The sequence below is a fragment of the Pseudomonas sp. St316 genome, assembly GCF_018325905.1.
Lineage (GTDB): Bacteria > Pseudomonadota > Gammaproteobacteria > Pseudomonadales > Pseudomonadaceae > Aquipseudomonas.
The window spans coordinates 4,886,778-4,903,529 of sequence record NZ_AP021901.1 but is presented as its reverse complement, the minus strand read 5'-3'; the positions used below and the strand labels follow the sequence as shown (position 1 = coordinate 4,903,529).

General features: G+C 60.7%; 13 protein-coding genes and 2 pseudogenes. 9 read left to right on the top strand and 6 right to left on the bottom strand.

Annotated features, from left to right (window positions below; translation table 11 throughout):
- The first annotated feature begins 45 nt into the window (after nucleotides 1–45).
- Nucleotides 46–1,229, top strand: a pseudogene (locus KI237_RS21805) (thiolase family protein).
- Nucleotides 1,230–1,389: 160 nt separating this feature from the next.
- Here KI237_RS21805 and KI237_RS21800 read toward each other — a convergent pair.
- The gene (locus tag KI237_RS21800) at nucleotides 1,390–1,590 is read right to left on the bottom strand and encodes a DUF6316 family protein (protein WP_212797010.1); all 201 of its coding nucleotides are present in this window, start codon (nucleotides 1,588–1,590) and stop codon (nucleotides 1,390–1,392) included.
- A 187-nt stretch (nucleotides 1,591–1,777) separates the two neighbouring features.
- On the opposite strand from KI237_RS21800, the gene KI237_RS21795 reads away from it, so the two are divergent.
- Nucleotides 1,778–2,743, top strand: a complete 966-nt coding sequence (locus KI237_RS21795) for a DMT family transporter (RefSeq protein ID WP_212797009.1) — start codon at nucleotides 1,778–1,780, stop codon at nucleotides 2,741–2,743.
- A gap of 132 nt (nucleotides 2,744–2,875) precedes the next feature.
- Here KI237_RS21795 and KI237_RS21790 read toward each other — a convergent pair whose 3' ends face one another.
- On the bottom strand, nucleotides 2,876–4,270 hold the full coding sequence (locus tag KI237_RS21790) for a class II fumarate hydratase (protein WP_212797008.1): 1,395 nt from the start codon (nucleotides 4,268–4,270) through the stop codon (nucleotides 2,876–2,878).
- Nucleotides 4,271–4,472: 202 nt separating this feature from the next.
- Between KI237_RS21790 and KI237_RS21785 the strand changes: the two genes are divergently transcribed.
- From KI237_RS21785 to KI237_RS21755, 7 genes are all read left to right on the top strand, one after another.
- Nucleotides 4,473–4,994, top strand: a complete 522-nt coding sequence (locus KI237_RS21785; protein WP_212797007.1) for a DUF2059 domain-containing protein — start codon at nucleotides 4,473–4,475, stop codon at nucleotides 4,992–4,994.
- A 12-nt stretch (nucleotides 4,995–5,006) separates the two neighbouring features.
- Entirely contained in the window at nucleotides 5,007–5,306 is a 300-nt protein-coding gene (locus KI237_RS21780; protein ID WP_212797006.1) for a BolA family protein, read from the top strand.
- Between the two features lie 245 nt (nucleotides 5,307–5,551).
- Nucleotides 5,552–6,493 carry an oxygen-dependent tRNA uridine(34) hydroxylase TrhO gene (gene trhO, locus KI237_RS21775; protein ID WP_212797005.1) on the top strand — a complete coding sequence of 314 codons (942 nt, stop codon included), beginning with the start codon at nucleotides 5,552–5,554 and terminating at the stop codon, nucleotides 6,491–6,493.
- A gap of 36 nt (nucleotides 6,494–6,529) precedes the next feature.
- Nucleotides 6,530–7,132, top strand: a complete 603-nt coding sequence (locus tag KI237_RS21770; RefSeq protein WP_212800674.1) for a DsbA family protein — start codon at nucleotides 6,530–6,532, stop codon at nucleotides 7,130–7,132.
- The gene (locus tag KI237_RS21765) at nucleotides 7,125–8,951 is read left to right on the top strand and encodes an ABC transporter ATP-binding protein (RefSeq protein ID WP_212797004.1); all 1,827 of its coding nucleotides are present in this window, start codon (nucleotides 7,125–7,127) and stop codon (nucleotides 8,949–8,951) included. Before KI237_RS21770 ends, KI237_RS21765 begins: the two co-directional genes overlap by 8 nt.
- A 189-nt stretch (nucleotides 8,952–9,140) precedes the next feature.
- Nucleotides 9,141–11,600 (top strand): EAL domain-containing protein, encoded by a 2,460-nt coding sequence (locus KI237_RS21760; protein ID WP_212797003.1) that lies wholly within the window; start codon nucleotides 9,141–9,143, stop codon nucleotides 11,598–11,600.
- 78 nt (nucleotides 11,601–11,678) lie between these two features.
- Nucleotides 11,679–12,449, top strand: a complete 771-nt coding sequence (locus KI237_RS21755; RefSeq protein WP_502937135.1) for an iron-containing redox enzyme family protein — start codon at nucleotides 11,679–11,681, stop codon at nucleotides 12,447–12,449.
- Between the two features lie 655 nt (nucleotides 12,450–13,104).
- On the opposite strand, the gene KI237_RS21750 is transcribed toward KI237_RS21755, so the two are convergent.
- From KI237_RS21750 to ubiG, 4 genes and pseudogenes are all read right to left on the bottom strand, one after another.
- Nucleotides 13,105–14,031, bottom strand: a complete 927-nt coding sequence (locus KI237_RS21750; protein WP_212797001.1) for a GGDEF domain-containing protein — start codon at nucleotides 14,029–14,031, stop codon at nucleotides 13,105–13,107.
- Nucleotides 14,032–14,385: 354 nt separating this feature from the next.
- Nucleotides 14,386–15,126, bottom strand: coding sequence for a YciK family oxidoreductase (locus KI237_RS21745; RefSeq protein WP_212797000.1), 741 nt, complete (start codon nucleotides 15,124–15,126; stop codon nucleotides 14,386–14,388).
- A gap of 191 nt (nucleotides 15,127–15,317) precedes the next feature.
- Nucleotides 15,318–15,988: pseudogene (mupP, locus tag KI237_RS21740) on the bottom strand (N-acetylmuramic acid 6-phosphate phosphatase MupP).
- A 4-nt stretch (nucleotides 15,989–15,992) separates the two neighbouring features.
- Complete coding sequence (gene ubiG / locus KI237_RS21735; protein WP_212796999.1) at nucleotides 15,993–16,691, bottom strand: bifunctional 2-polyprenyl-6-hydroxyphenol methylase/3-demethylubiquinol 3-O-methyltransferase UbiG; 699 nt, start codon at nucleotides 16,689–16,691, stop codon at nucleotides 15,993–15,995.
- Nucleotides 16,692–16,752: the final 61 nt, after the last annotated feature.

The window sequence follows — 16,752 nt, the reverse complement described above, 5'->3', positions numbered from 1 at the left end:
TATGCTCGATTCACTCTCAACCGACTACAACAATGAGGTACAGCCATGCGTGAAGTGGTGATCGTCGACAGCGTACGGACCGGCCTGGCCAAGTCTTTTCGCGGCAAGTTCAACATGACCCGTCCGGACGACATGGCGGCCCATTGTGTCGATGCCTTGCTGGCGCGCAACGACATCAACCCGGCCAGTGTCGAGGACTGCATCGTCGGGGCCGGGTCCAACGAAGGCGCCCAGGGCTACAACATCGGGCGCAACGTGGCGGTGCTCTCGCGATTGGGCATCGGCACCGCCGGCATGACCCTCAACCGCTTCTGTTCCTCGGGCCTGCAAGCCATTGCCATCGCCGCCAACCAGATCGCTTCCGGTTGCAGCGACATCATCGTGGCGGGCGGCGTGGAATCCATCAGCCTGACGATGAAAAGCGTCAACACCGACAACCTGATCAACCCGCTGCTCAAGGAGCAGGTGCCCGGGATCTACTTCCCCATGGGGCAGACGGCCGAGATCGTCGCCCGCCGTTACCAGGTCAGTCGCCAGGAGCAGGACCGCTACGCCTTGCAGAGCCAGCAACGCACCGCCAAGGCCCAGGCGGCCGGGTTGTTCGATGACGAAATCATCCCGATGGCGGTCAAGTACCGGGTCGAGGACAAGAGCACCGGCGCTGTGCAGATCCTAGACGGTGTGGTCGATCGCGACGATTGCAATCGCCCGGACACCACCTACGAAAGCCTGGCGGGCCTGAAACCGGTGTTCGCCGAAGACGGTTCGGTGACGGCGGGCAACTCCTCGCAGTTGTCCGACGGGGCTTCGATGACCTTGGTGATGAGCCTGGAAAAAGCCCTGGCGCTGGGGCTCAAGCCCAAGGCGTTTTTCCGCGGTTTCACCGTGGCCGGTTGCGAGCCGGACGAGATGGGCATCGGCCCGGTGTTTTCAGTGCCCAAGCTGCTCAAGGCCAAGGGCTTGCAGATCGCCGATATCGACCTGTGGGAACTCAATGAGGCCTTTGCTTCCCAGTGCCTGTACAGCCGCAACCGGCTGGAAATCGATCCCGAGAAATACAACGTCAACGGCGGCTCGATCTCCATCGGCCATCCGTTCGGCATGACCGGCTCGCGGCAAGTGGGGCATCTGGTGCGCGAGCTTCAACGACGCAACCTGCGCTACGGTGTCGTGACCATGTGCGTGGGCGGGGGGATGGGGCTACGGGGTTGTTCGAGGCGGTGAGATAACCGCAAGAGCTCTTGTGGCGAGGGCGTTGCTCCCGCTCGGCTGCGAAGCAGTCGTCAATCTGTCGAGGCGGTTTATCGATGGGGAGGGGGGCCGCTTCGCGACCCCGCGGGAGCAAGCTCCCTCGCCACACACAAGAGTGTTGCGCCAGCCGTGGGCGTACTAGCTGGCAACCTGAGTAAGATGCAGCATTCGCTGGATATACGCCGCTATTTCCCGCTCCGCAGCATCCCGGCTCTTGAACGGACCTTCCTGGGTGCCTTCGCGCGTATTGAAGTAAAACTCGCCGTTTACCCGGCAGATCCGGTCACTGCGGAAAATCGTCTTGGGAGCGTCTGTGTCTTGGGCGCGCGTTCCTGGCATTTCGGGTCTCCATGATGCTGCGTGGTCGTTTCAGTTGAGCATATGTGGTGTCGTTGATTTGCGCCTATCGAGCCGATCGACGGCTGCGACCCATACAATCCCATCAACGGCGAATGTTTAACTGTCCCTGTGTCATCGATCGATCCAGGCCTAGAATGCGCGTTCACGTCTTGGCTCCGAGGGTTGCATGCACATATCGTCCGGTCGCTGGGTTTACGGCCTGTTCCTCGCCCTGCTGACTGCCCTGCTCTGGGGAATCCTGCCGATCAAGCTCAAGCAAGTGCTGCAAGTGATGGACCCGGTCACCGTGACCTGGTTTCGCTTGCTGGTGTCCGGCAGTTTGCTGTTCATCTATCTGGCCGCCACCCGGCGCCTGCCCAGTCATAAGGTCCTTGGCCCACGCGGCGGCTGGCTGGTGGCGATGGCGGTGCTCGGGCTGGTGGGCAACTACGTGTTGTACCTGATGGGCCTGAATCGCCTGAGCCCCGGCACCGCGCAATTGGTGGTGCAGATGGGGCCGATCATGTTGCTGGTCGCCAGCCTGTTCGTATTCAAGGAGCGCTTCAGCGTGGGGCAGGGCATCGGCCTGCTGGTGTTGCTGATCGGTTTTGCGCTGTTTTTCAACCAGCGCCTGGTCGAGTTGCTGACGTCCCTGAGCGACTACACCGCCGGGGTGCTGATGGTGTTGCTGGCGTCGACGGTCTGGACGTTTTATGCCCTGGGCCAGAAGCAATTGTTGACGGTGTGGAATTCGTTGCAGGTGATGATGGTGATCTACCTGTTCTGCGCGTTGCTGCTCACGCCCTGGGTGCATCCGTTGGAGGCGCTGCAATTGAGTCCGTTGCAAGGCTGGCTGTTGCTCGCCTGCTGCCTCAACACGCTGATTGCCTATGGCGCGTTTGCCGAAGCCTTGGCCCATTGGGAGGCGTCGCGGGTCAGCGCCACCCTGGCGATCACGCCACTGGTGACGTTCGCCGCAGTGGCGATGGCGGCTTGGTGGTGGCCTGATTATGTCCATGCCGAGCAGATCAATCTGCTGGGGTATGGCGGGGCGGTGCTGGTGGTGCTGGGGTCGGCGCTGGTTGCCCTGGGCCCGTCGCTGATCGCCGGGCTCAGGGCCCGGCGCGAGCGTTTGGCTGTCGGACGACCTTAGAGCAGAACGCCACAAACCATTGTGGGAGCGAGCTTGCTCGCGATGGCGGCCTGACAGTCGATGAAGAGTTGACTGATACACCGCCATCGCGAGCACGCTCGCTCCCACATTTGATCTCCATGGGATGCAAACTCAGCCCTGGCTACCGGCCTCCAGCATATTCTCCGGCCTTACCCAGGCATCGAACTCTTCATCGGTCAGGTACCCCAGTTGCAGCGCCGCCTCACGCAGGGTCAACCCTTCGCCGTAGGCTTTCTTGGCGATTTCGGCTGACTTGTCGTAGCCGATGTGCGGGTTCAACGCAGTCACCAGCATCAACCCACGCTCCAGGTGCGCGGCCATCTGCTCGGCATCTGGCTCGAGCCCGGCGATGCAGTGCTGCTGGAAGTTGCTGCAGCCGTCGGCCAGCAGGCGAATCGATTGCAGCAGGTTGTGGATGATCACCGGTTTGAACACGTTCAACTGCAAATGCCCCTGGCTGGCGGCAAAACCGATGGTCACGTCGTTGCCCATGACCTGGCAGGCCAGCATCGATAAGGCTTCGCACTGGGTCGGGTTGACCTTGCCGGGCATGATGGAACTGCCCGGTTCGTTGGCCGGCAGTTTCACCTCGGCGAACCCGGCCCGTGGTCCGGAGCCCAGCAGGCGCAGGTCGTTGGCAATTTTCATCAAGGTCACGGCGAGGGTTTTCAGGGCGCCGGACAGGGACGTCAGGGGTTCATGGCCGGCCAGCGCGGCAAACTTGTTCGGCGCGGTGACGAACGGCAGGCCCGACAGCGCCGCCAATTCAGCGGCAACCGCTTCGCCGAAACCATGGGGTGAATTGAGCCCGGTGCCGACCGCGGTGCCGCCCTGGGCCAGTTCGCAGACCGCCGGTAGCGTGGCGCGGATCGCCCGTTCGGCGTAATCGAGTTGGGCAATGAATGCCGACAGTTCCTGGCCAAAGGTGATTGGCGTGGCATCCATCATGTGGGTACGGCCGGTCTTGACCAGCTTCATGTAGCGTGCCGCCAGTTCCGCCAGGCCGCCGGACAGCTCGCTGATGGCCGGGAGCAATTGCTGGTGGACGGCCTGGGCGGCGGCAATGTGCATCGCGGTGGGGAAGCAGTCGTTGGAACTCTGCGAGCGGTTGACGTGGTCGTTGGGGTGTACGGGGCTCTTGCCGCCGCGGGGGTTGCCGGCCAGTTCGTTGGCGCGCCCGGCAATCACCTCGTTGACGTTCATGTTGCTCTGGGTGCCGCTGCCGGTCTGCCAGACCATCAATGGAAACTGGTCGTCATGCTGGCCGGCCAGCACTTCGTCGGCGGCCTGTTCGATCAGGCGGGCGATGTCGGCGGGCAGGTCGCCATTGCGATCATTGACCCGCGCGGCGGCTTTCTTGATCAGTGCCAGGGCGTGCAATACCGACAGCGGCATGCGTTCGTCGCCAATGGCGAAGTTGATCATGGAACGCTGCGTCTGGGCGCCCCAGTAGGCGTCGTCCGGGACTTCAACCTGGCCAAGACTGTCGGTTTCGATACGGCTCATCGGGTCAAACTCCTTAAGGGCTGAATGCGCAGTTTAGGCCCAGATGGGCGGCACCGGTTCCCTCAATGATCCCTCAATCCAGAAGCAGCGGGTTCGGCCCGTCAATCGGACCTGGCAAGCATCGGGGTTGAGGCCTGGCGTTTTTTAGGCGCAGAATGGTCGCCCTTGGGGTTTTACCTCGCCTGTAATGAAAGGAAACTCGATGACCCGTCTTCGTGCCATCTGTACCGCAGTTGCTCTGGTGTGTGCCAGCGGCCCTGTTTTCGCCGATACCGCCAGCCACAACGCCAGCGCCGAAGCGTTCCTGACCCTGGCGCACGCTGACAAACTGGGCACTCCGGTATACATGCAAGTGCAGCAGATGTTTGCCCAGCGCTTTGAGCAGACCAAGGCCCCTGAGTCGAAAAAAGCCACCCTGGAAACCTACCAGGCCAAGGCCAACGCCGCGCTGGACCAGGCTATCGGCTGGAACAAGCTCAAGCCGGACATGGTCAAGCTCTACACCAGCAACTTCAGCGAATCGGAGCTCAAGGACCTGGTCGCGTTCTACCAGTCGCCATTGGGCAAGAAAGTCCTGGAAAAAATGCCGCAATTGACCCAGCAATCGGCCCAACTGACCCAGGCCAAGCTTGAAAGCGCGGTCCCGGTGGTCAACAAGCTGCTGGCGGACATGACGACCGAGCTCGAGCCAAAAGCCGCTGCCCCTGCCAAGAAAAAGCCGTAAGCGGAGCCCGGAATGAGCATGCAACAACGCATCGAATCGACACTCGGGCTCTTGCAGCCCGAGCACTTGCAAGTGCTGGATGAAAGCCACATGCACAGCCGTGGCCTGCAGACCCACTTCAAGGCCATAGTGGTCAGCCAGCAGTTCGAAGGGCTCAATCGCGTCAAGCGCCACCAGAAGGTCTACGGCACGCTGGGCGAGCTGATGGGTGAGTTCCATGCGTTGGCGCTGCACACCTACACCCCCGAAGAATGGGCGCAGATCGACGCGGCCCCGGCTTCGCCGACCTGTGCCGGTGGCAGCAAGCACTGATTGGGCTGCTGTGGATGGCAAAACCTTGAGCCTGTGGGAGCAAGGTGCTGTGGGAGCAAAGCTTTGCTCCCACAGATTCAGGCTTTGCCCCTGACCAAGTGACCCTCACAGCACTGTTGCCTACAGCAATCGCTGTCTGCAACCCCCTTGTTTTTGTTAGAATCCGCAACGCGCCGCTCACCCGGCGCGTTTTTTTTTCGCATCCGGTTCACCCTTTACGAGGGTAGCCACCTGGAGAAACACCCATGACACAACCCATTGTCGTGGCGGCACTGTATAAGTTCGTCACCCTTGAAGATTATGTCGAGCTGCGTGAGCCCTTGCTCAAGGCCATGCTCGACAACGGCATCAAAGGCACGTTGCTGATCGCCGAAGAAGGCATCAACGGCACGGTCTCCGGCACTCGTGAAGGCATCGACGGCCTGATGGCCTGGCTCAAGAACGATCCGCGCATGATCGACATCGACCATAAAGAGTCGTACTGCGATGAACAGCCGTTCTACCGCACCAAGGTCAAGCTCAAAAAAGAAATCGTCACCCTGGGCGTTGAAGGCGTGGATCCTAACAAGCAGGTCGGCACCTATGTCGAACCGCAGGATTGGAACGCGCTGATCAGCGATCCAGAAGTGTTGTTGATCGACACTCGTAACGATTACGAAGTGTCCATCGGCACCTTCGAAGGCGCCATCGACCCCAAGACCACCAGCTTTCGTGAATTCCCCGAGTACATCAAGGCCAACTTCGACCCGGCCAGGCACAAGAAAGTCGCGATGTTCTGCACTGGCGGCATTCGTTGTGAAAAAGCCTCCAGCTACATGCTCGGCCAGGGCTTCGACGAGGTCTATCACCTCAAGGGCGGCATCCTGAAGTACCTCGAAGAGGTCCCCCAGGAAGAAACCAAGTGGCGCGGCGACTGCTTCGTGTTCGACAACCGCGTCACCGTTCGCCACGACCTCAGCGAAGGCGACTACGATCAATGCCACGCTTGTCGTACTCCGGTAAGCGTAGAAGACCGCGCCTCGGAGCACTATGTGCCTGGCATCAGTTGCCCGCACTGCTGGGATAAACTGAGCGAGAAGACCCGTCGCAGCGCCATTGACCGGCAGAAGCAGATCGAGTTGGCCAAGGCTCGCAACATGCCGCATCCGATCGGCTACAACTATAAGCAGACACCTTCCGAGGCCTGAACCATGGCGTCACGCCTGCTCTATGTGATGGACCCGATGTGCTCCTGGTGCTGGGGCTTTGCCCCGGTGGCCGAGGCGTTGGTAGAGCAGGCGCATGCCGCGGGGGTGGAGCTGCACCTGGTGGTGGGCGGCTTGCGTACCGGCAGTGGTTCGGCGCTGGAGCCGACCACCCGGCGCTACATCCTTGAACACTGGCAGGCGGTCACCCAGGCCACCGGCCAGCCCTTCAAGCTTGAAGGCGCGTTGCCGGACGGTTTCGTCTACGACACCGAGCCTGCCTGCCGGGCACTGGTGACGGCCCGCAGCCTGGCCCCGGACCTGGCCTGGAAGTTGGTGAAGCTGATCCAGCAGGCTTTTTATGTGCAAGGTCGCGACGTGACCCACGCCAGCGTGCTGGTGGAGCTGGCCGAACAGGCCGGGCTGCCACGCATCGAATTCGCCGCGGCCTTCGACCGCGCCGACCAACATGCGGCCACCGCTGCGGATTTCACCTGGGTACAGGACTTGGGTATTGCCGGGTTCCCCACACTGTTGGCCGAGCGTGATGGCCAGTTGGCCTTGCTGACCAACGGTTACCAGCCCCTGAACCAGCTGTCGCCTTTGCTTGGCCGCTGGCTGGAGCGCGCGGCCTGTGTCTGACCGGCCGCAAGACGCGTCGGCCTCAAGGCGCATCGACCGGTTGAGTTGGGCGGAAATCCGTCGCCTGGCCCTCAAGCACAAAAAAGCCCTGTGGATCGCCAACGGCGTGGCCGTGCTGGCGACGCTGTGCAGCGTACCGATCCCGTTGCTATTGCCGTTGCTGGTGGATGAAGTTCTGCTGGGGCATGGCGATGCGGCTCTGAAAGTCATGAACCAGGCGTTGCCCATGGGCTGGCAGCGCGCGGCCGGCTACATCGGGCTGATGTTGCTGGTGACCCTGACCCTGCGCTGTGGCGCATTGCTGTTCAACGTGGTGCAGGCCCGCTTGTTCGCCCGCTTGGCCAAAGACATCGTCTATCGCATTCGCATCCGCTTGATCGAGCGTCTCAAGCGAATTTCCCTGGGCGAATACGAAAGCCTGGGTAGCGGCACCGTGGCGGCCCATCTGGTCACCGACCTGGACACCCTGGACAAGTTCATCGGCGAGACCCTCAGTCGTTTCCTGGTGGCGATGCTGACCCTGGTGGGCACTGCCGGGATCCTGGTGTGGATGCACTGGGAGCTGGCGCTGCTGATCCTGCTGTTCAATCCGCTGGTGATCTACGCCACGGTGCAGCTGGGCAAGCGGGTCAAGCACCTCAAGAAGCTGGAGAATGACAGCACCTCGCGCTTCACCCAGGCCTTGACCGAAACCCTGGACGCCATCCAGGAAGTGCGCGCCGGTAACCGCCAGGGCTATTTCCTCGGTCGCTTGGGGATGCGCGCCAAGGAGGTCCGCGATTACGCCGTGAGTTCGCAGTGGAAAACCGATGCCTCGAACCGCGCCAGTGGTTTGCTGTTCCAGTTCGGCATCGATATTTTTCGCGCAGCGGCCATGCTCACCGTGGTGTTTTCCGACCTGTCCATCGGCCAGATGTTGGCGGTGTTCAGCTACCTCTGGTTCATGATCGGTCCGGTCGAGCAACTGTTGAACTTGCAGTACGCCTATTACGCCGCCGGCGGTGCCTTGAACCGGATCAATGAACTGCTGGCCCGGGCCGACGAGCCCCAGTACACCGGCACCGTCGATCCATTCAAGGGCCGTGACACGGTGGGCATCGAGATTCAGGGGTTGAGTTTCGGTTACGGTGAAGAACTGGTGCTCAACCAGTTGAACCTGTCCATCTCGCCGGGGGAGAAAGTCGCTATCGTCGGGGCCAGCGGCGGCGGCAAGAGCACCCTGGTGCAGTTATTACTGGGGCTGTACACGCCACAATCGGGCAGCATTCGTTTCGGTGGCGCCACGCAACAGGAGATCGGCCTGGAGACCATCCGGGAGAATGTTGCAGTGGTGTTGCAACATCCGGCGCTGTTCAACGACACGGTGCGGGCCAACCTCGCCATGGGCCGTGAGTGCAGTGACGACGACTGCTGGCGGGCACTGGAAATCGCCCAGCTCGATGCCACCGTACGGGCGCTGCCCCAGGGTCTGGAGAGTGTAGTAGGGCGTTCCGGGGTGCGGCTGTCGGGCGGCCAGCGTCAACGGCTGGCCATCGCCCGCATGGTATTGGCCAACCCGCGGGTGGTGATTCTCGACGAAGCCACCTCGGCGCTGGACGCTGCGACCGAGTACAACCTTCACCAGGCATTGGCGCGTTTTTTGAGCGCACGCACCACGCTGATCATCGCCCACCGGCTCTCGGCGGTGAAGCAGGCCGATCGAGTATTGGTGTTCGACGGTGGGCAAATCGCCGAAGACGGTGACCATTTGCAGCTGATTGCCGAAGGTGGCCTGTACGCGCGACTCTATGGTCATTTGCAACAGATTCAGCAGCCTTGAGTTTCCAGTGCTTTTCTGCGCTTAGTATCGGAAAAAAGCAGGCAAACACGCTGATTTTTCTGAATTCCACGCAAAGTCTGTCGATCTGTTCATCCATTCATTCGAAGGGTTGAAAACTAGCCTAGGCTATTGAGTCAGGAGCGGAATTCTGGCGGGTGTTCGTCCGGCAATACCTGTGCAAGGGACCTCATGAAGCGAAAGCAGACTCTCGGAACACCACGGCTGCTGGGCATCGTCTGGCCCTTTATCGCCGTCGTGCTATTTCAGGCATTGCTTGGCGGCGTCAGCCTTTACGTGCTGTCCGCCGTTCGCGGCTATGTGGCGGGGGAGAGTCTCTGGTCCAAGGGTCAGAAAGACGCCATCTATTACCTCAACCTCTACGCCGACAGCCGCGACGAGGCGATTTTCCGCAAATACCAGCAAGCCATTGCCGTACCCGAGGGCGGCCATGAACTGCGGGTGGCGCTGGACCGCGAACCGCCGGATCTCGAAGCCGCACGGTCCGGGATTCTCCAAGGTGGCAACCATCCTGACGACGTGTCCAGCGTGATCTGGTTGTACCTCAATTTTCGCCACTTCAGTTACCTGGAAGAAGCCATCGATCTCTGGACGGTGGGCGACGGCTACCTGATCGAACTGGATAACGTCGCCCGGCAGATGCACAACAGCATTACCGCAGGCCAGGCGTCGGAGGTGGATATCCGCGGCTGGAAGGCCCAGATCTTTGCGATCAACGATTCCGTCACTCCGGCCGCCAAGGCGTTCAGCGACGCACTGGGCGAAGGCTCGCGTTTCATCCTGCGGCTCTTGTTGGTGACCAATTTCGCCACCGCCCTGGGGTTGATCGTCCTGGCGTTGTTGCGGACCCATAAACTACTCGCCCAGCGGCAGGTGTTCGCCAATGCGCTGCAGATGGAGAAAGAGCGGGCGCAGATCACCCTGCAATCGATTGGCGACGGAGTCATCACCACCGACGTCGAGGGGGCCATCGCCTACATGAACCCCGCTGCCGAAGCGATGACCCATTGGAAAGCCGAACACGCCACGGGCTTGCCCTTGGCCGCGTTGTTCAATTTGCTCGATGACAATGCCCAGACCGAGGGGCTGACCCTGATCGAGCACATCCTCAGCGGCCGGCTCAGCGGTGCCAGCGAACATTCCAAACTGATCCAGCGGCTGGATGGCAGCACCGTGTCGGTCACCCTGGTGGGCGCGCCAATCCGTCATGCGGGCAAGGTCAGCGGCGCCGTTCTGGTGTTGCATGACATGACCCAGGAACGCCAATACATCGCCAACCTGTCGTGGCAGGCCACCCATGACGCCCTGACTGGCCTGGCGAACCGCCGGGAATTCGAGTATCGCCTCGAACAGGCCTTGTACAACCTCACTCGCCAGATCGGGCGCCATGCCTTGATGTTTCTCGATCTGGATCAGTTCAAGCTGGTCAACGACACCTGCGGTCATGCAGCGGGTGACGAATTGTTGCGTCATATCTGCGCTTTGCTGCAATCCGGGCTGCGGGAAAACGACACCTTGGCCCGGCTGGGCGGGGATGAGTTCGGGATCTTGCTGGAGAACTGTTCGCCGGAAGCGGCGGAAAAGATTGCCGAAGTGCTGCGCCAGACCGTGCAGAACCTGCACTTTGTCTGGAAGGGCCGGCCGTTCGTGACTACCGTGAGCATCGGCCTGGTGCATATCGCCCAGACGCCGACCACCCTGGAGGCGTCCCTGCGGGCTGCCGACATGGCCTGCTACATGGCCAAGGAAAAGGGCCGCAACCGGGTCCAGGTCTATCATGCCGACGACTCGGAGCTGTCCCTGCGCTTTGGCGAAATGGCCTGGGTCCAGCGCTTGCACATGGCCCTGGAGGAAAATCGCTTCTGCCTCTATGCCCAGGAAATCGCTGCACTGGGGCCGGGCGATCACGGTGGCGGGCACATTGAAATCCTGCTGCGCCTGCATGATGAAGCCGGTCGGATGATCCTGCCGGACAGCTTCATTCCCGCAGCGGAACGCTATGGCCTGATGACGTCCCTGGACCGTTGGGTGGTGGAGAATGTCTTCAAGATCATCCGCCAGTGCCTGAACGATTCGCGACAGGGGCCCATGGCGATGTGTGCGATCAATCTGTCAGGCACCACTATAGGAGATCAGGCGTTCCTCGATTTCCTGCGTAAACAGTTTGCGGCCTACTCGATTCCGCCAGAAATGATTTGTTTTGAAATTACAGAAACCAGCGCTATTTCGAATTTGGGCAGTGCGATCCGCTTTATCAATGAACTCAAGAGTTTGGGATGCTACTTCTCGCTGGATGACTTTTGCGCCGGAATGTCTTCATTCGCTTACCTGAAACATTTACCTGTAGACTTCCTGAAGATCGACGGGAGTTTCGTAAAGGATATGCTGGACGACCCGATTAACCGTGCAATGGTCGAAGTGATCAATCACATCGGCCACGTCATGGGTAAGCGCACGATTGCCGAGTTTGTTGAAACCGCCCAGATCGAGCAGGCATTGCTGGAAATAGGAGTGGATTACGCTCAGGGGTATGTGATCGAACGCCCGCAATTGTTTACCTGCGACACGTTGCAATGTCGGCCGGCCCGGCCCCAGCCGTTGTTATTCAAGGCCCCCGGCACGTTCCGCTGAACCTCTTGTTGATCGAAGAAAATCACAATCAAAAGGAGCCCGACAGTGATCGACACATTCAACCGAACAGGCCCGCTCATGGACGCCACGAGCTATCCGAAATGGGCACAGCAGCTCATTACCGATTGCAGCGAGAGCAAGCGCCGGGTTGTCGAACACGAACTGTATCAGCGCATGCGCGACAACAAGCTCAGCGCCAGGACCATGCGCCACTACCTCATTGGTGGTTGGCCGGTCGTCGAACAGTTCGCTTTATACATGGCACAGAACCTCACCAAGACCCGCTTTGCCCGCCACCCCGGCGAGGACATGGCGCGTCGCTGGCTGATGCGTAACATTCGTGTCGAACTCAACCATGCCGACTACTGGGTCAACTGGAGCGCCGCCCATGGCGTGACCCTGGAAGACCTGCAAGCCCAGCAGGTGCCACCTGAGCTGCATGCCTTGAGCCACTGGTGCTGGCACACCAGTTCCTCGGATTCGCTGATCGTGGCCATTGCCGCGACCAACTATGCCATTGAGGGGGCTACGGGGGAGTGGTCGGCGCTGGTGTGTTCCAGCGGTGTCTACGCGGCCGCTTTCGCCGAGGAAGACCGCAAGCGGGCGATGAAATGGCTGAAGATGCATGCCCAGTACGACGATGCCCATCCTTGGGAAGCCCTGGAAATCATCTGTACGCTGGCGGGGATGAACCCAAGCAAAGCCCTGCAAACGGAGCTGCGCCAGGCTGTGTGCAAGAGCTATGACTACATGTACCTGTTCCTGGAGCGTTGCATGCAGCTGGAACAGTCGGAGTCCGTGGGCAAATCTTCTTCCACCCGTGAGCGCCTGGCGCTGGCCGGGAGCTGATTTCTACCGCTACAGATAGCCACACCCCCCTGTGGGAGCGAGCCTGCTCGCGAGGAGGTCTGATAGTCGACGGGGAGGTTGACTGCCAGACCGCTATCGCGAGCAAGCTCGCTCCCACAGTTGTTTTGGGTGACTGCCAAATCCAGGTCCGCCGCCAACCCCATGTGGGAGCGAGCTTGCTCGCGAAGAGGTCTGATAGTCGACGGGGAGGTTGACTGCCAGACCGCTATCGCGAGCAAGCTCGCTCCCACAGTTGTTTTGGGTGATTGCCCAATCCAGGTCCGGCGCCAATCCCATGTGGGAGCGAGCCTGCTCGCGAAGAGGTCTGATAGTCGACGGGGAGGTTGACTGCCAGACCGCTATCGCGAGCAAGCTCGCTCCCACAGTTGTTTTGGGTGACTGCCAAATCCAGGTCCGCCGCCAATCCCATGTGGGAGCGAGCTTGCTCGCGAAGAGGTCTGATAGTCGACGGGGAGGTTGACTGCCAGACCGCTATCGCGAGCAAGCTCCCCACAGTTGTTTTGGGTGACTGCCAAATCCAGGTCCGCCGCCAATCCCATGTGGGAGCGAGCCTGCTCGCGATAGCAGTGGGCCGGCTTGGGCAGATGTCGGCTGTGCCGCCGTCATCGAGAGCAAGTTCGCTCCCGGAATTATTTCAACCTGCCATCGCCAGGCGATTGCGGCCTTCGCGCTTGGCCACGTACAGCGCGCTGTCGGCCCTGCGCAGCAGGCTTTCCGAGGATTCCCCCGGCAGCAGGGTGGCGCAGCCCAGGCTGACCGTCAGCTCGATCCGTGTGCCTGCGGCGAAGTAATCCTGGGCCTGGGCGGCGTAACGCAGTCGTTCTCCGACCATGGCCGCAGCATCCCGGCTGGTATTGGCCAGCAGGATCAGAAACTCTTCACCACCGAACCTGAACACCATGTCCACGTTGCGCAGTTGGCTCTTGATCGACTCAGCCACGGCCTTGAGCACTTCATCGCCAACGCCGTGACCATGGCTATCGTTGATGCGCTTGAAATGGTCGATGTCGAGCATCAGCACCGATAAGGGTTGCGAATGACGCTTGGCCATGTCGATTTCACGCATCAGCGTCTGGTCCATGGCAATGCGGTTGCCAGTACCGGTCAGCGGATCGCGCAGGGCGCTCTGGGTGGCGGCGCGATAGAGCAGGGCGTTGCGCAGTGGATACAGCAGCGTCGACATGATGGATTCAAGGTCGCTCTGTTCCGCTTCAGTGAAGCGCTGGTTACGACGGAATATCAGTTCACCCAGGTGTTCGCCTTCATGGCTGAGGTTATAGCTGAGGGTGTGATGTCCGCGTTGCCCGAACTCCAGGCGCAGATCACTGGCTTTGTGCTGGTAGGCCAGCGCATCCATGGGCACCAGCCGCTGGATTTCCCGGAAAAACAAGCCGAGGATTCGCTGTGGCTCCAGGCTGGTCTGCAGCTGCTGGTTCAGTTGCTGGCGCAATTGCGAAAGACTGACGGAGCGTGCCGCGAGCGGCGATGGCTGGCCAAGGCCCAGACGCTGCAATTTGGCGCTGTCGAAGTCAATCGCGTTGATCTGGGTGGGCGTTTTCATATGGCGTTAGCACCTAAGCTAAATCTGTCCTGGCAGGTTGGGTGTGGCGGCTTTGGGCTGCACGTCGTACTGGTCCTTCAGTCCCGTAGGACACTGATTTGAGTTTAGTCTGCTTTCCCTGGCAGGCATAAGTCTCGTCTCAACGTCCATTACTTGCCGAACATGGCATGTTTGAGGATATTTAGAGCGAAAGTCGTGCCATTCGGTTCACTTCAATAAAAATCGATTGAAAATCAATGGATTGCCAGAAAGATGCGGCAGTCCTGGCGACGTGGAGTTGGCGGTTCGCCTTGCTGGGCATCGAGCCAAGGCCCCTGTCGTGACGGTAAAACGTCGCGACAGGGGCTGGGTTCACTATTGCGCGTTGAGCGCCTGGCCGTTGACGCCGGTGCTGTCCGGGCCCATGAGGTACAGGTAGACCGGCATGATCTCCTCGGGCGTCGGATTGTTGAGCGGGTTTTCCCCCGGATAGGCCTGGGCGCGCATGCTGGTGCGGGTGGCGCCGGGGTTGATGCTGTTGGCGCGTACGGCGGCGACGGTGTCGACTTCGTCGGCCAAGGTCTGCATCAGCCCCTCGGTGGCGAACTTGGACACGCCATAGGCGCCCCAGTACGCCCGGCCCTTGCGCCCGACGCTGCTGGAGGTGAACACCACGGACGCATCCTTGGACAGCTTGAGCAGCGGCAGCAAGGTGCTGGTGAGCATGAACATCGCGTTGACGTTGACGTGCATCACCCGCATGAAGTTCTCACCGGACAATTGTTCCAGGGGGGTACGCGGGCCGATGATCGAGGCGTTGTGCAGCAGACCGTCCAGATGACCGAACTCGGTTTCGATCATGGCTGCCAGTTCATCGTACTGATGAGGCAGCGCGGTTTCGAGGTTGAACGGGATCACCGCAGGCTGCGGATGACCGGCCGCTTCGATTTCATCGTAGACCTGGGTCAGGTTGGCTTCGGTCTTGCCCAGCAGCAGCACGGTGGCGCCATGGGCGGCGTAGGCTTTCGCCGCAGCGGCACCGATACCGCGGCCGGCGCCAGTGACCAGAATCACCCGGCCATTGAGCAGGTCGGGGCGGGCGGAATAATCAAACATAAAAAACCTCAACAAATCAATTTGTTGGCAGAAGCGGTTGTGGCGAGGGAACTGATCCCTGCTATGTCAGAGCCGGCTGTGGGAGCAAAGCTTGCTCGCGAACAGGCACCTTGATTCTGAAAGACCGCATTGCCTTCATCGCGGGTAAGCCTTGCTCCCACATAAATCCCTTCACAACAAGAACAGTCGAATCAGCAACTGCACAACGCGTTATCCAGCACTGCTCGCAGCGCTGATGGATGATCGATCACCACATCCGCGCCCCAGTGCCGGGGTTGTCGTCCGGGTGGATGTAGCCATAGGTCACCGCGCAGGTCTTGGTGCCGGCGCTGCGACCGGACTCGATGTCCCGCAGGTCATCACCCACGAACAGCACGCTGGCCGGGTCCAGGTCGAGCAGCTTGCACGCCAGGGTCAGCGGTTCCGGGTCTGGCTTGCTGTTTTTCACGTGGTCAGGGCAGATCAGCACTTTCGAGCGTTCGGCCAGGCCCAGTTGCTGCATGATCGGTTCGGCGAAGCGCACCGGTTTGTTGGTGACCACGCCCCAGATCAGGTTGGCCGCTTCGATATCGGCCAGCACCTCGGCCATGCCTTCGAACAAGCGGCTGTGGACCGCGCAACCCTTGAGGTAGCGGTCGAGGAATTCCTGGCGCAGCTCCTCGAACCCCGGCGATTCCGGGTCCATGGAAAAGGTCACCGCGACCATCGCCCGGGCACCGCCGGAAATCTCGTCGCGAATGTGCTGCGTGTTCATCGGTGGCAAGCCACGGTCGGCGCGCATGGCCTGGCAGATGGCGATGAAATCCGGCGCGGTGTCGAGCAGCGTGCCGTCCATGTCGAAGAGAACCGCTTTGAGACGCATCGACTTACTCCTCGCGCAGGGTCTGGATCATGTAGTTGACGTCAACGTCGGCCGCCAGTTTGTAGTGCTTGGTCAGCGGGTTGTAAGTCAGGCCAATGATGTCCTTGACGGTCAGCCCGGCCGCACGGCTCCAGGCGCCCAGCTCGGAGGGGCGGATGAATTTCTTGAAGTCGTGAGTGCCGCGAGGCAGCAGCTTCATGATGTATTCGGCGCCGACGATGGCGAACAGATAGGCCTTCGGGTTGCGGTTGATCGTGGAGAAGAACACCTGGCCGCCGGGCTTGACCATGCGGAAACAGGCGCGGATGACCGATGACGGGTCTGGCACGTGCTCGAGCATTTCCAGGCAGGTGACCACGTCGAATTGCCCGGGCATTTCTTCGGCCAGGGCTTCGGCGGTGGTCTGCCGGTATTCCACGCTGACGCCTGACTCCAGCTGATGCAGTTGTGCAACCGCCAGTGGCGCTTCGCCCATGTCGATGCCCATCACCGTCGCCCCGCGCTGGGCCATGGCTTCGCTGAGGATGCCGCCGCCGCAACCGACGTCGAGCACCTTCTTGCCTGCCAGGTTGACCCGTTCGTCAATCCAGTTGACCCGCAGCGGATTGATGTCGTGCAGGGGTTTGAATTCGCTTTCACGGTCCCACCAGCGATGGGCCAGGGCTTCGAATTTGGCGATTTCGGCGTGGTCGACGTTGCTCATGTGCAGATCCTCGAAAAGCTTGAAAAATCAGGTGCCCCGAGCCGTGGCTCAAGGGGCGTGG

Bases quoted from the DNA above. Each gene is read 5' to 3' on its own strand.
- KI237_RS21760 (WP_212797003.1), top strand. From the start codon at position 9,141: ATGAAGCGAAAGCAGACTCTCGGAACACCACGGCTGCTGGGCATCGTC.
- KI237_RS21785 (WP_212797007.1), top strand. From the start codon at position 4,473: ATGACCCGTCTTCGTGCCATCTGTACCGCAGTTGCTCTGGTGTGTGCC.
- KI237_RS21780 (WP_212797006.1), top strand. From the start codon at position 5,007: ATGAGCATGCAACAACGCATCGAATCGACACTCGGGCTCTTGCAGCCC.
- KI237_RS21745 (WP_212797000.1), bottom strand. From the start codon at position 15,126: ATGTTTGATTATTCCGCCCGCCCCGACCTGCTCAATGGCCGGGTGATT.
- KI237_RS21750 (WP_212797001.1), bottom strand. From the start codon at position 14,031: ATGAAAACGCCCACCCAGATCAACGCGATTGACTTCGACAGCGCCAAA.
- KI237_RS21755 (WP_502937135.1), top strand. From the start codon at position 11,679: ATGGACGCCACGAGCTATCCGAAATGGGCACAGCAGCTCATTACCGAT.
- KI237_RS21795 (WP_212797009.1), top strand. From the start codon at position 1,778: ATGCACATATCGTCCGGTCGCTGGGTTTACGGCCTGTTCCTCGCCCTG.
- trhO (WP_212797005.1), top strand. From the start codon at position 5,552: ATGACACAACCCATTGTCGTGGCGGCACTGTATAAGTTCGTCACCCTT.
- ubiG (WP_212796999.1), bottom strand. From the start codon at position 16,691: ATGAGCAACGTCGACCACGCCGAAATCGCCAAATTCGAAGCCCTGGCC.
- KI237_RS21770 (WP_212800674.1), top strand. From the start codon at position 6,530: ATGTGCTCCTGGTGCTGGGGCTTTGCCCCGGTGGCCGAGGCGTTGGTA.
- KI237_RS21800 (WP_212797010.1), bottom strand. From the start codon at position 1,590: ATGCCAGGAACGCGCGCCCAAGACACAGACGCTCCCAAGACGATTTTC.
- KI237_RS21790 (WP_212797008.1), bottom strand. From the start codon at position 4,270: ATGAGCCGTATCGAAACCGACAGTCTTGGCCAGGTTGAAGTCCCGGAC.